The sequence below is a fragment of the Bradyrhizobium sp. AZCC 1693 genome (genome assembly GCF_036924745.1).
Taxonomy (GTDB): domain Bacteria; phylum Pseudomonadota; class Alphaproteobacteria; order Rhizobiales; family Xanthobacteraceae; genus Bradyrhizobium.
Genome location: NZ_JAZHSD010000001.1, coordinates 6,302,441 through 6,318,858, shown reverse-complemented (window position 1 = coordinate 6,318,858; position 16,418 = coordinate 6,302,441). Strand labels below are relative to the sequence as shown.

The following is a 16,418-nucleotide window of genomic DNA, read 5'->3' as shown; positions in this document are numbered from 1 at the left end:
ATCTGTGAAAAATCTTCGTTCGACGCTCGCCACCGTATGGCGCATCTCCGCCCCATATTTCAATTCCGAGGACAAATGGGCCGGACGCATGCTGCTGGCCGCCGTGATCGCTATTGAGCTTGCGATCGTCGGCATCAACGTCCTGATCACTCAGTGGAACGCCCGCTTCTACAACGCGCTGCAGGACCGCAACTGGGACAGCTTCGTCAGCGAGATTATCTATTTCAGCGTTCTCGCCACCGTTTTTATCGTGCTGGCGGTCTACCAGCTCTACCTCAATCAATGGCTGCAGATCCGCTGGCGGCGCTGGATGACCGCGCAATATCTCGGTGACTGGCTGCATCAGGCCAACCACTACCGAATGCAGCTTCAGGGCGACGCCGCCGACAACCCCGACCAGCGCATGACCGACGACGTCAAGCTGTTCGTCGATCGCACGCTCAACATCGGCGTTGGCCTGCTGAGCTCGATCGTCACGATCGCGTCCTTTGTCACGATCCTGTGGGGCCTTTCGAATGCCGCGCCGCTGCACCTGTTCGGCCAGGAATATGTAATTCCCGGCTACCTCGTATGGGGCGCGTTGATCTATTCGGTGCTCGGCACCGTGCTAACCCATCTGATCGGCTGGCCGCTGGTGGGCATCGATTTCAAGCAGCAGCAATATGAAGCGGACTTCCGCTTCAACCTGGTCCGCGTACGGGAAAACTCCGAACAGATCGCCCTGCTGCAAGGCGAACAAGCTGAGCGTGAACGCTTGCTCGTTCGCTTCGGACGTGTGGTCGAGAACTGGCTCGCCATCATGAACCGGACCAAGAAGATAACGGCGTTCACGGCGAGCTACAATCAGGCCTCTGTGATCTTTCCCTATGTGCTGGTGGCGCCGGCCTACTTTGCGGAAAAGATCCAGCTCGGCGGCATGATGCAGACCGCATCGGCGTTTTCGAACGTTCAGGGCGCGCTATCGTTCTTCGTCACCATCTATCGCCAATTGGCGGAATGGCAGGCCGTGGTGAACCGTCTCGACGGTTTCGAGGCCGGTATTGCGGCGGCAACAGATCTTGCCAAGCGTAGCGATCGGATTCATGTCACCGCAACGCAGGGCGATGGCGCCATCAGCCTCAAGAATCTGGTGCTGCGCCTGCCCAATGGAACGCCGCTGGTGAACGCAGGCAAGTTCAGCTTCCGCAAAGGCGAGCGCACGCTGATGACGGGACCGTCGGGCTCCGGCAAATCGACGCTGTTCCGCGCGATTGCCGGCATCTGGCCGTTCGGCGGCGGCTCCGTCGCCGTTCCGGCCGGAGCAACCTTGATGATGTTGCCGCAGCGTCCGTATTTCCCGGTCGGAACGCTACAAGGCGCGGTCGAATACCCCGCCAAAGAGGGTGCGTTTACGGCCATGCAAATCGCTGACACGCTTCAGGCGGTGGGATTGCCCAATCTTGCCTCGCGGCCCGACGAACATGGGCACTGGAATCGAACGCTGTCGCTCGGCGAACAGCAGCGGCTTGGAATCGCGCGCGCGCTGTTGCATGCGCCGCAGTACCTGTTCCTCGATGAAGCTACCGCCTCGCTCGATGAGCCCTCGGAGAAGGCCTTGTATCGTCTACTCGAGGAGAAATTGCCGGCCACCACCATCGTCTCGATCGGCCACCGCTCGACGCTCGATGCGTTCCACCAGCGCAACGTCGCGCTCACGCGTGACGGCGATCGGTTTGTCCTGCAGGCCAGCGAGAATGCCAAAGTGTCGTAGCCTTGCAGGCCGCTCGCTCCGTCCGCGTACGCGATTTCCTGGATCTATAGCCACCGCCGCGGCCATCGCTGACGGCGCACCCCGCGGTGCCAGAGATAGGAGAACGCGGTCAAAAGCACCGCGCCGGCCAGCACCGGCGCCAGCAGGAACGTCCACGGCAGATTGCCTGATACCACCAGCAGCGGGTTGATGCCGGCCGGCGGGTGAAAGGTCCCGGTTACGTACATCGCCAGAATGGCAAGGCCGACGGCGGCGGCCGCGGCCCAGGCTTGCGGTCCGGTCAGCTTCAGCACGGCGAGGCCGACCAGCGCCGATATCAGATGGCCGCCGATCAGAGCCCGCGGCTGCGCCGGCTCCACGTCCGGCGATCCGATCACCAGCACGATCGAGGTGGCGAACGGGATCACCGCGAGCGGATAATGCGCGGCGAACGAGCACAGCTCCATCACGCCGATGGCTATTGCGCCGCCGAGGCCGGCGACCGCGCCCGCCACGACGCTGCGGTGATCGTTGCGGGAGATCGCATTCCGCAGCCCGCGCCACCACCAATCCCGTTTCATCTGCGCCACCCAAAAGAAAAGGGGCGGCAGATCGCTCTGCCGCCCCTTCGTCTTCGACAGGAAGATCTTACTTCAGATTGGTCATCGCGGTCAGGTCAGCCGACAGCTTGACGATACCGGCCGCGCCGCACCAGTTCGAACCGACGCCCGACGGATTGATCGGGGTCACGAAAGTACCCGACGATACCGTGAGGTTGCCGCGAGCTGAGAAGTCGCTGGTGAAGGCGTTGCAATCACCCTTCGACAGGTTGGTGTCGGAGTAACGGAAGTCGAGCGTGAACACCTTGTAGGTGAAGCCGATGCCGACGTTCCAGGTGTTGTAGTCGGCGTAGTTGATGCCGTTCGGGAACAGCGCGGTGCCGTAGAATGAGTCTGACGTGCCCAGCCACTGACGGCCAAACTCACCCGACACATACATGCCGATACCGCTGGCGCCGAACCAGGTGCTCGGCGCAATCGCCTTGCCGACGATCGAGGCGTAGGTGCCTTCGGCGCCGCTGTTGAGGAAGCTCGGCGTATAATAGACGTTGCCGCCCATCGAGAAGTTGTCGTTGAAGGTGTAGTTCACCTTGCCGTAGACCTCGAAGAAGCTGAGGTCTTTCTTGATGAAGTTGCCGTTGACCAGCGCATTCAACTGGCATTCGGCGCTGAGCGGAACACCAGCCGCATCGGTGGGGACACCGGCGTGGCAGGTGCCGCCCGGATAGAGGTAGCCCCAGGCGCCGACGTCGAAGGCAAATTGGCCAACCGTCAGGCGCGCGCCGCCGTAAGCGTCGACTTCAGCCGCCGCACGGTTCGGGAAAGAGATGCTCGCACCGCCCAGGCCGACATAGAGCTGGAAGTCCTTGGTGACGTTGTAGCGCGGCTCGAAATAGGCGCTGACCGACGGCTTGTGGTTGGACTGGGTGATACCGCGGAAGACGTAGTCGTTGGTGATCGCGCTGCCGAAGGCGATATCCCAGGGATCGAAGGCCGGCGGCGGCGGGGCCTTGACAGCCTTCACCCGCAGATCAGCAGCGAAAGCCGAACCCGATACCAATGCCAGCGCCGTTGCTAACAAAGCCAGTTTCTTCATGACGATCCCCATCACCCTTCTTGACAGTCCCGTTCCGGCGCCCCCCAAGGGCAAACGACAACCGACTGCGGCCAAATGTCTTAACGCGGTCACAGAGTGGTCTGCGGCGTCACGATCGTGAAGCAAAAAAGGCAAGCATGTGCCGCCTTTTTAGGCGTTCTGGCCGTTTCGATAAATCTTCTCCGCGTCTGTTGCATTCTCACAACAATTTTGCGGGTTTCGTGCCATGGCGACAGCATGGAGAACCGCAAAAGCCCGAACCGGCGACATACCAGCGGACGCTCTTTTTGCGAATCAACCTCCCCGTGAAAATACGGCGCCGGTCGCCCCGCGACAGCGCGCACAAAAAAGGCCGCAGCGCTGGACGCTGCGGCCTCTCCGAAAAATTGCTCCGGGCGGGCGACCGTCTAGTTGTGGTCCTAGTTGTGGTCGCCGCCGTTGGACGAGCCGGACCCCCATGAGGGTGTCGCCGGCTCCGGGGTAGCCCAGCTCGACGCCGGTGCAGGCGCGGGCTCCGGCTCCGGCGCCGCCATCGCGGGCTCCGCCTTCGGAGCGGCGGACTTGGCAGCCGCCTTCCTTTTCTTCGCCGGGCTCTTCTTTGCAGCCTTTTTCGGCGCGGCGGCCTTTGACTTCTTGGCAGCCTTCTTGGCGGATTTCGTTGCGCCCTTCCTGGCAGCCTTCTTCGCCGATTTCGTCGCGGCCTTCTTCGACGCCTTCTTGGCGGACTTCTTCTTCGCCACTACGGCCTTCTTGGCCTTCTTGGCCTTTTTAGCCTTCTTGCCCTTCTTACTCTTCTTCGCCATCTGGTCCTCCTGTTGCCGCTGTCCATGTCCGTCGAGCGCTTCGAATAGTCCGTGGGCCAGACCGGGACGACACTTCTTCGAAGTGCCCTCCCGCTCCATCCCTTGTCCGGGCGCGATCTCCGGGCAAACGCTTCGCGTTTATCCCGAGGAAACCGGATGCCGATCCCGCCATCCACACGCGGGGGCAGACATTCCGGATCGCGCCGTTAGGCCGATCGATCAATTCAATCCTGGCCGATCGATCCAGGCTTTGGACCTCCTGTCGCCCAATCGAGAAGCTCAATCGTGTGCACCACAGGAACTGACGTACCGCCGGCAATTTGCACCATGCACCCAATATTGCCCGCAGCGATCATGTCCGGTTTGACTGTCGCAATATTGGCGATCTTCCGATCGCGCAATCTGCTCGCAATGTCGGGCTGGAGAATGTTGTAGGTCCCCGCCGAACCGCAACACAAATGGCTCTCGGGTACATCTTTCACCACGAATCCATTCTTGGAAAGCAATTCTTTCGGAAGGCCTGTGATTTTCTGCCCATGTTGCAGCGAACAGGCGGAGTGATAGGCGATTGTGACATCGCCTTTTTGCGTCGTTGGCGCGAGTTCGATGCCGCCGAGAAACTCCGTGATATCCTTTGCCAGCGCGGAGATTTGCGCTGCGGGGCCAGCGAAATCGCGATCCTCGCGCAGCATGAAACCATAGTCCTTGATGACGGTGCCGCAGCCCGATGCCGTAATCAGGATGGCGTCGAGGCCGCCTTGTTCCGCTTCCTTTTTCCACACATTGATGTTGGCGCGGGCCCGCGCCAGCGCATCACCATCCTGCCCGAGATGGTGGGTGAGCGCGCCGCAGCATTGCTCGTCCCGGACCAGGACGACCTCGATGCCATGGCGCGTCAGGAGATTGATGGCGGCCTGGTTGATGCGTGGCGCCAGCACCTGCTGGGCGCAGCCCTGCAGCAGCGCGACCCGCCCGCGCCGCTCGCCCGTGGCCGGAAAGACGCTGCCGCCCGAGGCCCCCGGCGCCGGGAGGCTGTTGGGCGCGAGCGCCAGCATCGCCTTGATCCGCCGCAACAGGCCGGGCGTCGCCGCCGCATTTGACGCCGGCAGCAGGGCCGCAAACGGCCGGGCGAGCCGCGCCATGATCATGCTGGCGCGAAACAGCTTTGGCCGCGGCAGCACCAGCGCCAGCACCGCGCGCAGGGCCCGTTCGGTCAGCGGCCTCGAAAAATCCCGTTCGATCCGGACCCGCGCCTGATCGACCAGGTGCATGTAGTGCACGCCCGACGGACAGGTGGTCATGCAGGCAAGGCAGGACAGGCAGCGGTCGATATGCTTGACCACCTCCGCCGTCGGCGGCTTGTCCTTTTCCAGCATCTCCTTGATCAGGTAGATGCGCCCGCGCGGGCTATCGAGCTCGTCGCCGAGCAGCACATAGGTCGGACAGGTCGCGGTGCAGAAGCCGCAATGCACGCAGGCGCGCAGGATCTTGTCGGCTTCGGCGATATCAGGATCAGCGAGCTGGGCGAGCGAGAATTCGGTTTTCATGTCGCTGTCATCAGCAGCATCCGGCCGCGGTTGAGGATGATCTTGGGATCGAAGCTGTTGCGCACACGCTGGCTCAGGGCGGCGATGCCAGCGGCCTGCGGGTGGAAGACGTCGACGTTGCGCCTGGTCTGCTCGGACGCCCGGATCAGCGCCGCGTGGCCGCCGGCCGCCTCGACGCGCTGACGCACCAGGGCCGCCTGCGCGTCCGGTTTCGGCGGCAGCGCCGCCCAGATCAGGCCGCCGCCCCAATCATAGATCACATCGCCCCCAGTGTCGCGCGCCAGCGCCTGGCCGAGCGCGCCGCCGGAAGCCGGCGGACAGACGATCCGCCACACCGGCCACGCGCCGAGCGAGCCACTGGCGGCGAAGGGCTCGACGTCGCGGATCGCACCCCAGACCGTTGCCGAGGCCGCATCCTGCAGCATGTCCACGGACCCGAATGGCGCGAGCGTCTTGCCGAGCGAATTGGCGCGATCCGCCACCGAGGCGGCAATGCCTTCAAGCCGCAGCAGCGTGACCGCTCGCCCCTGCGCCGAAAAACCCGCGAGCTGGCCCGTCGCGGGCCGAAACGCCGAATTCGGCAAATGCGCCGCGCCCGAGACGTCGAACGGCGAGCCCAGCGCCGCCGTCATCGCCCGGTTTGCGCTCACATCGTCCAGCCCGCTTAGCACCAGCGTACGCTCGCTCTCAGGTCTAGGCATCACTTTCAGCGTCACCTCCGTCATCACGGCCAGCGTGCCCCACGATCCCGTCAGCAGCTTGCAGAGATCGTAGCCGGTGACGTTCTTCACCACCCTGCCCCCGGTCTTGAAACTGTCGCCGAAGCCGGACACCGCATGCGCGCCGAGCAGATGATCGCGCGCGCCGCCGGCCTTGATGCGGCGGGGACCGGCGAGCCCCGCGCCGATCATGCCGCCGATGGTGCCGTTGCCCGACACGCCCAGCAGCGCAGAAGTGTCCATCGGCTCGAAGGCGAATTGCTGGTTCTTGGAATCGATCAGCGACTGCACGTCGGCGAGCGGTGCGCCGGCCTGCACCGTGATGATCAGCTCGTTCGGCTCATAGCAAGTGACCGCGTTCAGATCAGACACATCAAGCACGGCATTGGTCGCCATCGGATGGCCGATCGCGCGCCTGGTGCCATGGCCGATGATCTCGAGCGGCTGCTCGCCGGCGATCGCCGCGCGCACCACCTCTTCGACATCCCTGGCGTCACGTACCTTGAGAGTATCCACGCTTTCAACCCCGAACTCTGTCGTCATCGTCCGCCTTGTGCGCAATTGCGCACTGGAGCGAACGATCCAGTAATCGCAGGAGCCGAGGACGAAAATCGACGGCGCGGCGTACTGGATACCCGCCTTCGCAGGGTATGACGGTTGAAAAATTGGCAAGCGCCATCATCAAAATCTCGGCAAATCAGGAAACGCCAGCTTGCCGCCATGCACATGCATGCGGCCGAGTTCGGCGCAGCGATGCAGCGTCGGAAACACTTTACCCGGATTGAGCAAGCCCTGCGCGTCGAAGGCGCATTTCAGCCGCTGCTGCTGGTTGAGGTCTACTTCCGAAAACATCTCGCCCATCAGGTCGCGCTTCTCGATGCCGACGCCATGTTCGCCGGTCAGCACGCCGCCGAATTCGACGCAAGCGCGCAGGATATCGGCGCCGAAAGCCTCCGCCCGCTCGATCTCGCCGGGCTGGTTGGCATCGTAGAGGATCAGCGGGTGCAGATTGCCATCGCCGGCGTGAAACACGTTGGCGATGCGCAGATCGTATTTGGCCGAGAGGTCGCGGATTCGCGCCAGCGCCTTCGGCAGCGCACCGCGCGGAATGGTGCCGTCCATGCAGAGATAGTCGGGCGAAATCCGGCCCACCGCCGGGAATGCCGCCTTGCGGCCGGCCCAGAACAGATTGCGCTCGGCCTCCGACGTCGAAATCTGGCAGGTCGTCGAGCCGCAGGCTTGCGCGATCGCCTCGACGCGCTTGATCAGTTCGTCGACCTCGACGCTGGGACCATCGAGTTCGATGATCAGGAGCGCCTCGACGTCGAGCGGATAGCCGGCATGGACGAACGCTTCGGCGGCGTGGATCGCGGGCTTGTCCATCATCTCCATGCCGCCCGGGATGATGCCATTGCCGATGATCCGTGCCACGCATTCGCCGGCAGCCTCGACCTCGGCGAAACCGACCATCAGGGCGCGGGCCGTCTCCGGCTTCTGCAGGATCCGTACGGTGATTTCGGTGATGACGCCGAGCAGGCCTTCGGAGCCGGTGATGATGCCCATCAGGTCGTAGCCCGAGCTCTCCGCGGCCTTGCCGCCGATGCGCAGGATCTCGCCCGACATCAGCACGATCTCGCAGCCGAGCACGTTGTTGGTGGTCATGCCGTATTTCAGGCAATGCACGCCGCCGGAATTCTCCGCGACATTGCCGCCGATCGAGCAGGCGATCTGCGACGACGGATCGGGCGCATAATAGAAGCCGGCATGCGCCACCGCCTGGCTGATCGCGAGGTTGGTGACGCCGGGCTCGGTCACCACCACGCGGTTGTCGAAATCGATCTCGCGGATCCGCTTGAACTTGCCGAGCCCCAGCAGCACGGCATCGGCGAGCGGCAGCGCGCCGCCGGACAACGAGGTGCCGGATCCGCGCGGCACCACCTTGATGCCCTGCTCGCAGCAGTATTTCAGGACTTGAGAGACCTGCTCCGTGGTGTCCGGCAGCACCACGACCATCGGCGGCTGCCGGTAGGCCATCAGGCCATCGGACTCGTAGGGCAGCATTTCGGCCGCGCTGTCGATCACGCCCTCACCCGGCACGATCGCGCGCAACGCTGTCACAATTTCGCCGCGACGGCTGAGAACCGCGTGATCGGCAGCCGGCATCATGATGGCCATGCGTGTCCCTCCAAGCCGCTTCCTTCAAGCCCCGCGGAATAACGAATTGTGGTGGCAAATCAAGCACGTCTACCACGGTTTGGGTAGGCCATCCGAAGGTTGGATTGCCATCCTTCAAGCGATCAGTTCTCTCTGGGACAAGTCTGCAATGGTGAAACCTGTCAAAGTTTCTTGGCTTGTCCGATTGGGGCGAGCCTGCCACAAGAAATCCGCCTCTCTCCCTGGGAAGAAACAAAGAGCACCACATGAAAACATCGACTTTGAGCGCGCTGGTTGTCGTCACCTCACTGGCCGCGGCATCGGGCGCGCTGGCGCAGGACGCTGCCGCCGGCAAGACCTCGTTCAACAAATGTCTGGCCTGCCACGCGATCGGCGAAGGCGCCAAGAACAAGGTCGGCCCGGTGCTGAACGGGCTCGACGGCCGCAAGTCCGGCACCGTCGAGGGCTATTCCTATTCCGACGCCAACAAGAATTCCGGCATCACCTGGGGCAAGGATGTGTTCCTCGAATACATCAAGGATCCCAAGGGCAAGATTCCCGGTACCAAAATGGTATTCGCCGGCATCAAGAACGAGAAAGAGTCCAACGATCTCTGGGCCTACGTCTCCTCGTTCGACAAGGACGGCAAGACGAAGTGAGAGCAGCGTTTCTTCACTCTCCCCTGAAGGGGAAGGTGAGACCACGCGAGCACTCATCAAGCCAACGTGTGCACGATCACGGGTCCGGCCATCGCGGTGGCCGGACCCGTCAACAGCGGCGCCAGATCGTGCTCGATCCACGCCAGCGCGCGCTTGTTGGATTCTTCGGCCGCCGCAAAATTATTGAACAGGCTGATCGCGATCACGGTGTCGTCGGGCGCATAGACGACGTAATAGCCCATGAAACCCTCGACCCCGCTGATGACCGGTATAGCGCCTTCCTTGATCCTGCGTATGAGCTCTTCGGCCTTGCCGGCCTTGGCCTTGCCCTGACGAATGGCGGCGTACATGGCGCTCTCCCTCGAAGGTCGGCTGCCCGATATCGCGACTTGTCGGGTTCATCCCTGGCGGGACGAGCAGCGGAATCCCGCGCGCAACGATCTTATCCCATCCGGAGCCATCAGGCCACGCGCGGCGTTACCGTCGCCCCTGATCGCGGGAAAAACGCGGGTCGATAGATACCGGGCTCCTGTACCCATCATTCGGCCGCCGCTGCCGCCCTCGGCGTCATCGCGCCCATCATCGCCTCCACTTCTGCGATCGCGAGATCGGGCGCCGCTTGCTGAATCATGTGACCGACGCCGGGCAGCACGATCAGCTTGGCATTCGGCGCAGCGGCAGCGAGCGGTCGCGAATGGATGCGGGTCGAGACCGTTTTGTCGGATTCATCGCCCGTGATGATCGTGATCGGCGCCGTGATCTCGGCATAGCGCGGCGCTTGCTCGGCCACTGCCGCCTTCAACGTCACGAAGTCACGCGCATTGGCGATAAATTCGCGCGGTCGCAGCAGCAGCGGCGTCGCAGTGTCCCTGACAAAGTCCTCCGGCATGGTCTGCGGCAGGAAGACGACGCGCGCGCCGCGCTCGGCCAGTAAATGGCCGAGCGGCAGCGTGATTGTATAGGCGAGCAGCGGGCCGATCACCGGAGTCGCGATGATCTTGTTGTATCGCCCGACGCCGCCCGGCCAGGGATAGGCGACCGGCGCCAACATCACGAGGCCCGCCACAGTTTGCGGTTCATCCAGCGCCATGCGCAGGCCGAGGGCGCCCGCCCAGGAATGCACCACGAAGATCGCCTGGCCGACTCCGAGCTTTGCCAAAGCCTCCCCGATCATCCGGCCCTGAATTTCGGGCGTCGAATCCTCCAGCCGGAGGCGGGTGCTCCAGCCATGCCCGGGACGGTCGATCAGGATCACGCGGTGCTTTCTGGCAAGCCGTTCCCCGACCGGCCGCCGCATCACCTCGAGATTGGAACTCGCGCCATGCAGCATCACGATCGGCGGGCCGGCCGCATCGCGCGGGCCGATATCGAGGATGTGGAGGGCCCCGCCCGCCACCTCGACCATCCTGCCCTGGGCTGGGTGGGCGCGCTGCGCGCGAAAAACGCCGACTTGCGTGAGCAGCGCCAGCACCGCCAGCGCCGCCACTACAATCACCATCGCCATCGAGAACTTCCGGCCTATTTTGCGCACCAGCGAGCTACGGCCCGGACCGGCGCGGGTTTCGGGATTGTCCACAGGGCCTCGAACCTGTGGATAGCGGGGTCATACTGCTGCCATCAGCAAATTTGTACAGTGCCGCTGCCACTTTCGCCATGTGTGCGCGTGCCTGATTGGGGGGTAGCCGGGCGCCTGCATTGTACCCGACATCCACAGGAACAAGGGCGCTCACTACAAATTGTTCCAGCGTACAATCGGAGAAGTACCCATGATTTCCGACGCAAGCGAAGCCGCCATCGATCAGATCGTAGCAAGTTGCAATGGCGATATCCGCGGCGCACTCAAGGCTCTGCTGCGGGTAAACGAGCAACTCGAGGCCGAACTGGCGCAGTTCTACGCGGCGGTAGGTCTCGACGGCATGGCGCGCGGCAGCAACGCCATACACTAGACCCGCGCCTATTGCTTCTCCTCATCCGGCGCTTCTGCAGGAGGTTCCGGCATGATCGGGCACTGGGGAATGGTCGAACGGGCCAGCTTGGCATCGTCGATCGATTTGTACGGCCCGGTTCCGAAATAGACGTTGCCACCGACCTGGCTGTTAATGACGGGGTTGCTTGTGACGATCTCGCATTTGCTGGTCGCGCGGTCGCCTACGACCCAATAGCCGCCCTGCGCGAAAGCGCAGGTTCCGGTCGCGACAATCATCGCGCCAGCCAGCGGCAATGATTTCATGGCTCACTCCTGTCACGCAGTCAGCCAATAATAGCGCTTTGGCAGCGCCACGTTCCTGCCTGACGCAAGCGGTCGGAAATCAGGGTTAACCGGGATCTTTTTGATCAAGCCTGATCTCGGACAAATGCTTCGCATTTGCCTCAGGAAAACCGGTATCCGCTTTGCGCTGACGTGGCCCTTCGGACCGGATCATGCTCGAAATCAGATATCGCGGCCTTCGACCTTTTCGGTGAGGGTCTTGACCAGCTCCGGCACCTTCTCGAGGTGCGGATTGACGGCCAGCGCCTTGCGGAACGCTTCGAGCGCGCGCCTTTCGTCGCCGATGTCCTGCATGATCATGCCAAGGCCTGCCAGCGCGCCGAAATGCCGGGGCTCGCGGATCAGCACCTGCCGGATGTCCTCCAGCGAATGGGTGTAGTCGTTCTTCAGGTAATACAGCGTCGCGCGCCGGTTCCATGCCTCGACATAGTCGGGGCGCAGTTTGATGACGGCATCGAGCAGTTTCAGCGCGATATCGATCTTCTGCGCTTCCATCGCGGCCTTGGCGCGCAACATCAACAGCGCAGCCGTGTCGCTCGGGGTCTGCATCCACAGCGCCCAGATCCGCGCCTCGACATGCTTGGCGCTGGCTTCATCGGGGGCGGCCTTCAGTGCGCCGAACAGGAAATCCAGCCCGCGGGTGCGATCGGCTCCGACCTTGGGAAGCTTGCTCGGCGCTTCCGGCAATTTCTTTTGGGCTTTCGGCGGGGGAACGACCTGCGCGTTGTTCTGGGCAAAAGCAGCCACCGGCACGGCCGTCAGGACCGCGGCGAGGACCATGATCCGGCAGTTGCGGGCGCTCGGGAATCTCAAAGCCATGCGGCAAGTCTAGACGCGCAAAATCGCGCCGCAAAGCGGCGCGTCGTCAAAGACCTGTGAAACGAGAAAGAAAAAGCCGGCTCAGCGCCTTGGGCGTAAACCTTGGCGGCTTAACCCTGGCGGGCCTTGAAGCGGCGCTGCACCTTGTTGATCACGTAAACCCGGCCCTTGCGGCGGACCAGACGGTTGTTGCGGTGGCGACCACGCAGCGATTTCAACGAGTTACGGACCTTCATGGGACAATCCTGATGCTTTGAAAGGCCGTGTTGAAGGCCGAACCTGAGCTACCCGAAAGTGGCAAAATGGGATTTATCCCGAAAGCGGCCAACCGCCCGGGACGGGGCGGTTTCTAAGCCATGGCGGGACCGGATGTCAATCCGAATGGGCCCGTTTTCGGGCCCATCTGTCCCGTTCCGGACCTAACGTTGGGTGAATTGATACCTGGCGTTCGGCCTGCGGGGCGTCGCCGTCAAGCCACCGCTTCCCTCAGAACGCCTCGGAATCACTGGCAAAACAGGTCGCGTGGGAATTCGACCAGGGCCTCGCCGGTCGCGACCTTTTCCGCAAGCTGGTTCTTCACCACCACGTCGATCAAAACCCAGCGCGATTTTTCAGTGGTCTGCTTGGCCTTGATGATCCCTGTGGGCTGGATGGTATCGCCGGGCCGGACCGGCTTGACCCACCGCGTCTCCAGCCGGCGGTGGACCGCGCCAACGGGGCAGGCCCAGTCCGTGATCATCCGCGAAATCAGCCCGAAATTGTTCATGCCGTGCATGATGATGCCGCCGAAATTGGTCTTGCCGAAATTGCCCTTCATGTAGTCGTCGTCGAGATGCAGCGGGTTGTAGTCGAGCGAAGCATCGCAGAACAGGCGGATCGATTCGCGTGTGACGGCGAATTTCGGGCCGTCGATGACGTCGCCGGCGGAGAGATTGTCGAACGTGGCAGTCATTGATCGCGCTCCCCTCGCATCGGCCGAATCGTCCAGCCGCGGCCGGAACAGATTACATCGCCCTTCTGGTTGAAGAAGACGTTGTCGTGCACCACGAACAGCCGCTCGCGCTTGATGAACTTGTCGAGCGCGCGGGCCTGCAGGGTGATGACGTCGCCCGGCCGCGCCGGGATGTTGTAGCTCCAGGACTGTCCGGCATTGACGGTTCCCGGCGAGCGCATCCAGTCATCGGCCGGCGTGCAGGAGAACATCAGGAGGATATGGATCGAGGGCGGCGCGATCAGCCCGCCGTAGCGGGTGGTCTTGGCAAAGGCCTCGTCGAAATAGATCGGGTGATCCTCGCCGACCGATTTGCAGTAGAGCTCAATGGCTTCCCTGGTCAGCGTGTAGGGAATGGTCTTGCGCGGCTCGCCGGGGACGATGTCGTCCCAGACCTTGCGCAAATTGGCGTCTTTCCAGAAATCGGTCTCGAAGGCCTCGGCCTGTGCCATGTCCCACTCCCTTATTTTCCGCCTTTTGTTTCTGCCGCCTTGCGGAATTCGTTATATAGTATAATCAATTTTCCAGACCCAAAAATCAAGCCGGCGGGAAACCCAGATGCCCAAGCTCAAACTGCCCGATATCGAGAAAGTCGTCGCGATCGACATCCATACCCATGCGGAAGAACCCTGCGGCATGCATGGCGACGACGGCTATGACGATTTCCAGGAGCGCATGGCCGACTATTTCAAGTCGCCGCACAAGCATCCGCCGACCGTGCCGGAAACCGCGGCCTATTACCGCTCCAAGAACATCGCCGCCGTGATCTTCCCGGTCGACGCCGAGCGCGAGACCGGTTTCCGCCGCTACAACAATTACGAAATGCTGGAAGTCGCGTCCGACAATCTCGACGTCCTGATCCCCTTTGTCTCGATCGATCCGCACAAGGGCAAGCTTGGCGTGCGCGAGGCGAGGAAGCTGATGGAGGAATACGGCGTTCGCGGCTTTAAATTCCACCCGACCATGCAGGGTTTTTACGCCAACGACCGCATGGCCTATCCGCTGTATGAAGCGATCAACGACGGCGGCGCGATCGCGCTGTTTCATACCGGGCAGACCGGCGTCGGAAGCGGCATGCCCGGCGGCATGGGAATGCGGCTGAAATATTCCAACCCGATGTACATGGACGACGTGGCGGCGGATTTCCCCGACCTCAAGATCATCCTCGCGCATCCATCCTTCCCCTGGCAGGAAGAGGCGCTGTCGGTCGCGACCCACAAGCCGAACGTCTATATCGACCTCTCCGGCTGGTCGCCGAAATATTTCCCGCCGATCCTGGTGCGCTACATCAACTCCATTTTGCAGGACAAGATGCTGTTCGGCTCGGACTGGCCGGTGATCACGCCCGACCGCTGGCTGGCGGATTTTGCCAAGCTCGACATTCGGGAGGAGATCCGGCCCAAAGTATTGAAGGCCAACGCACGGAAGATTTTGGGTATATAAGTTGGTTTCGCCGGGGGCTGGCCGTAGAGCGAAGATAGTGGTGCGTGATGAAGCTCGCCAAAATCGCCGTCTTCACCAGTGCATTCCTGATCGGACATGCGCTCGCATGTCCGATGGCTCGATCTCAGTCCGGCGGCACCACCGTTGAACTCGAAACGCCGCTGGCGAGTTCGCATCCGCTGCAGGGGTACCTGCGACGTTCGGCCGGGACGGGCCCCTCGCCTGCGGTCATCCTGCTGCATAGCTGCAACGGAAACTGGCGGCACATCGACGAACGTTGGGGCAAGCGGATCGCGTCCTGGGGCTATGCAACGCTTTCGGTCGACAGCTTTGGTCCGCGCGGCATCAAGACTTGCCGTGAAAGCGCTACGAACGATTTCCACGTCGACGCCTACCGGGCCCTGCACTTTCTGGCGCAGCATCCATCGATCGATCCCGCACGCATTGCCGCAGTCGGATTCGCGTGGGGCGGCCTGTCGATTCTCAGCGCGGTCGAACGCGGCACGATCGAGCGAGCCTCGCCGGACAAGTTCCGAGCTGCGGTTGCGTTCTACCCACCTTGCGCGAATGTAAAGGGCGACCTGACCGTCCCCGCGCTGATCCTGATCGGCGAACGCGACGATTTGAATTCGGCGGACGAGTGCCGCAACATGATGGCCGGACGCGACGGCTGGGGGATATCCCGCCGGAAGGACCGCGACATTCCGATCAAGCTCGTCGTCTATCCCGACGCCTATCACGCTTTCGACGCACCGGCCCTGAAGACACCGAGAGACCTCTCGGGCCATCAATTTCGAATTCAACCAGTCGGCGGCAGAGCAAGCGGCCGTGGCGCTGCATGAGTTTCTCGACACGACGATCGGCAACAAGGAGTAGGCCAAGTGACCATCAAAGCCGTTGTGTTCGATGCCTATGGCACGCTTTACGACGTCCAGTCGGTGGCCGACGTTACCGAGGACGCGTTTCCCGGCTATGGCGAAATCATTACCCAGGTCTGGCGCATCAAGCAGCTCGAATACACCTGGCTGCGCTCGCTGATGCGACACTACCGGGATTTCTCCGAAGTGACGCGCGACTCGCTGGCCTACACGCTCGGCAGCCTCGGGCTGCAATATGACGACGACACTTTTGCGCGCATCGTCGACAAATATCTGCATCTCGATCTCTATCCGGACGCGCTCGCGACGCTTTCGGCGATGAAGGACCGCAAGCTCGCGATCCTGTCCAACGGCAGCCCCGATATGCTCAACGCGCTGGTGCGCAACAGCGGGCTGGACCAACTGCTCGATGCGGTCATCAGCGTCGACGCGAAGAAAATCTTCAAGCCCAGTCCGGAAGTCTACGCGCTGATCGAGGAGGTGCTGCACGTGCCGCCCAGCGAGGTGCTGTTCATCTCGGCCAATCCATGGGACGCCTGCGGCGCCAAGGCGTTCGGGCTCAACGTCGCCTGGATCGAGCGGGTGACGCCGGAAGCGATGGCCTTGGCCTGCCTCGAAAGCGAGACGCTGCCGCCATTGACGATGTTTTGGGCGTTGCGTACCCAGATGGATGAACTCGGCGTGACGCCCGATCACCGCATCCACGGCCTCGCCGAGCTCCCCGCCCTGGTGTCTGCTCAAAGGTCCTGAA

The 16,418-nt window shown here is 62.5% G+C and carries 19 protein-coding genes; 6 read left to right on the top strand and 13 right to left on the bottom strand.

Features of this window, described 5'->3' with window-relative positions; genetic code table 11:
* Positions 1 to 4 precede the first annotated feature (4 nt).
* Complete coding sequence (locus tag V1293_RS29970) at positions 5 to 1,750, top strand: ABC transporter ATP-binding protein/permease (RefSeq protein WP_334514594.1); 1,746 nt, start codon at positions 5 to 7, stop codon at positions 1,748 to 1,750.
* Positions 1,751 to 1,794: 44 nt separating this feature from the next.
* On the opposite strand, the gene V1293_RS29965 is transcribed toward V1293_RS29970, so the two are convergent.
* The 6 genes from V1293_RS29965 to V1293_RS29940 all read right to left on the bottom strand — a co-directional run bounded on the left by V1293_RS29965 (position 1,795) and on the right by V1293_RS29940 (position 8,629).
* Positions 1,795 to 2,310 carry an HPP family protein gene (locus V1293_RS29965; protein ID WP_334514593.1) on the bottom strand — a complete coding sequence of 172 codons (516 nt, stop codon included), beginning with the start codon at positions 2,308 to 2,310 and terminating at the stop codon, positions 1,795 to 1,797.
* A gap of 67 nt (positions 2,311 to 2,377) precedes the next feature.
* Positions 2,378 to 3,385: a TorF family putative porin gene (locus tag V1293_RS29960; protein ID WP_334514592.1), complete on the bottom strand. Its 1,008-nt coding sequence runs from the start codon at positions 3,383 to 3,385 to the stop codon at positions 2,378 to 2,380.
* A gap of 419 nt (positions 3,386 to 3,804) precedes the next feature.
* The gene (locus V1293_RS29955) at positions 3,805 to 4,188 is read right to left on the bottom strand and encodes a histone (protein ID WP_334514591.1); all 384 of its coding nucleotides are present in this window, start codon (positions 4,186 to 4,188) and stop codon (positions 3,805 to 3,807) included.
* A 224-nt stretch (positions 4,189 to 4,412) separates the two neighbouring features.
* On the bottom strand, positions 4,413 to 5,735 hold the full coding sequence (gene glcF / locus V1293_RS29950; RefSeq protein ID WP_334514590.1) for a glycolate oxidase subunit GlcF: 1,323 nt from the start codon (positions 5,733 to 5,735) through the stop codon (positions 4,413 to 4,415).
* Positions 5,732 to 6,970, bottom strand: coding sequence for an FAD-binding protein (locus tag V1293_RS29945; RefSeq protein WP_334514587.1), 1,239 nt, complete (start codon positions 6,968 to 6,970; stop codon positions 5,732 to 5,734). The genes glcF and V1293_RS29945 overlap by 4 nt, the downstream gene beginning before the upstream one ends.
* Positions 6,971 to 7,135: 165 nt before the next feature.
* The gene (locus V1293_RS29940) at positions 7,136 to 8,629 is read right to left on the bottom strand and encodes an FAD-linked oxidase C-terminal domain-containing protein (protein WP_334514585.1); all 1,494 of its coding nucleotides are present in this window, start codon (positions 8,627 to 8,629) and stop codon (positions 7,136 to 7,138) included.
* Positions 8,630 to 8,874: 245 nt separating this feature from the next.
* Here V1293_RS29940 and cycA point away from each other — a divergent pair, with 245 nt between their 5' ends.
* Complete coding sequence (gene cycA / locus V1293_RS29935) at positions 8,875 to 9,267, top strand: cytochrome c-550 CycA (protein WP_334514584.1); 393 nt, start codon at positions 8,875 to 8,877, stop codon at positions 9,265 to 9,267.
* A 56-nt stretch (positions 9,268 to 9,323) separates the two neighbouring features.
* On the opposite strand, the gene V1293_RS29930 is transcribed toward cycA, so the two are convergent.
* Both V1293_RS29930 and V1293_RS29925 read right to left on the bottom strand, forming a co-directional pair.
* Positions 9,324 to 9,617 (bottom strand): antibiotic biosynthesis monooxygenase, encoded by a 294-nt coding sequence (locus V1293_RS29930; protein ID WP_334514582.1) that lies wholly within the window; start codon positions 9,615 to 9,617, stop codon positions 9,324 to 9,326.
* 188 nt (positions 9,618 to 9,805) lie between these two features.
* The gene (locus V1293_RS29925) at positions 9,806 to 10,771 is read right to left on the bottom strand and encodes an alpha/beta fold hydrolase (protein WP_334514580.1); all 966 of its coding nucleotides are present in this window, start codon (positions 10,769 to 10,771) and stop codon (positions 9,806 to 9,808) included.
* Between the two features lie 262 nt (positions 10,772 to 11,033).
* Between V1293_RS29925 and V1293_RS29920 the strand changes: the two genes are divergently transcribed.
* Positions 11,034 to 11,213, top strand: a complete 180-nt coding sequence (locus tag V1293_RS29920) for a hypothetical protein (protein ID WP_108519921.1) — start codon at positions 11,034 to 11,036, stop codon at positions 11,211 to 11,213.
* A gap of 8 nt (positions 11,214 to 11,221) precedes the next feature.
* Here the strand turns inward: V1293_RS29920 and V1293_RS29915 are convergent, their stop codons facing one another.
* The 5 genes from V1293_RS29915 to V1293_RS29895 form a co-directional block, all read right to left on the bottom strand.
* Entirely contained in the window at positions 11,222 to 11,497 is a 276-nt protein-coding gene (locus tag V1293_RS29915) for a hypothetical protein (protein ID WP_334514578.1), read from the bottom strand.
* A 201-nt stretch (positions 11,498 to 11,698) separates the two neighbouring features.
* The gene (locus tag V1293_RS29910; protein WP_334514576.1) at positions 11,699 to 12,355 is read right to left on the bottom strand and encodes a tetratricopeptide repeat protein; all 657 of its coding nucleotides are present in this window, start codon (positions 12,353 to 12,355) and stop codon (positions 11,699 to 11,701) included.
* Between the two features lie 110 nt (positions 12,356 to 12,465).
* Positions 12,466 to 12,591: a type B 50S ribosomal protein L36 gene (gene ykgO, locus V1293_RS29905; protein ID WP_002718645.1), complete on the bottom strand. Its 126-nt coding sequence runs from the start codon at positions 12,589 to 12,591 to the stop codon at positions 12,466 to 12,468.
* A 266-nt stretch (positions 12,592 to 12,857) separates the two neighbouring features.
* Complete coding sequence (locus V1293_RS29900) at positions 12,858 to 13,307, bottom strand: MaoC family dehydratase (protein WP_334514575.1); 450 nt, start codon at positions 13,305 to 13,307, stop codon at positions 12,858 to 12,860.
* On the bottom strand, positions 13,304 to 13,798 hold the full coding sequence (locus tag V1293_RS29895; RefSeq protein ID WP_334514573.1) for a MaoC family dehydratase: 495 nt from the start codon (positions 13,796 to 13,798) through the stop codon (positions 13,304 to 13,306). The genes V1293_RS29900 and V1293_RS29895 overlap by 4 nt, the downstream gene beginning before the upstream one ends.
* A 106-nt stretch (positions 13,799 to 13,904) precedes the next feature.
* Here V1293_RS29895 and V1293_RS29890 point away from each other — a divergent pair, with 106 nt between their 5' ends.
* The 3 genes from V1293_RS29890 to V1293_RS29880 are packed head-to-tail and all read left to right on the top strand — an operon-like array spanning position 13,905 to position 16,417.
* Positions 13,905 to 14,789 (top strand): amidohydrolase family protein, encoded by an 885-nt coding sequence (locus tag V1293_RS29890; protein ID WP_334514571.1) that lies wholly within the window; start codon positions 13,905 to 13,907, stop codon positions 14,787 to 14,789.
* 47 nt (positions 14,790 to 14,836) lie between these two features.
* Positions 14,837 to 15,631, top strand: a complete 795-nt coding sequence (locus V1293_RS29885) for a dienelactone hydrolase family protein (RefSeq protein WP_334514569.1) — start codon at positions 14,837 to 14,839, stop codon at positions 15,629 to 15,631.
* Positions 15,632 to 15,670: 39 nt separating this feature from the next.
* A complete protein-coding gene (locus V1293_RS29880; RefSeq protein WP_334514567.1) occupies positions 15,671 to 16,417 on the top strand; it encodes a haloacid dehalogenase type II in 747 nt (248 codons plus the stop codon).
* Position 16,418: the final 1 nt, after the last annotated feature.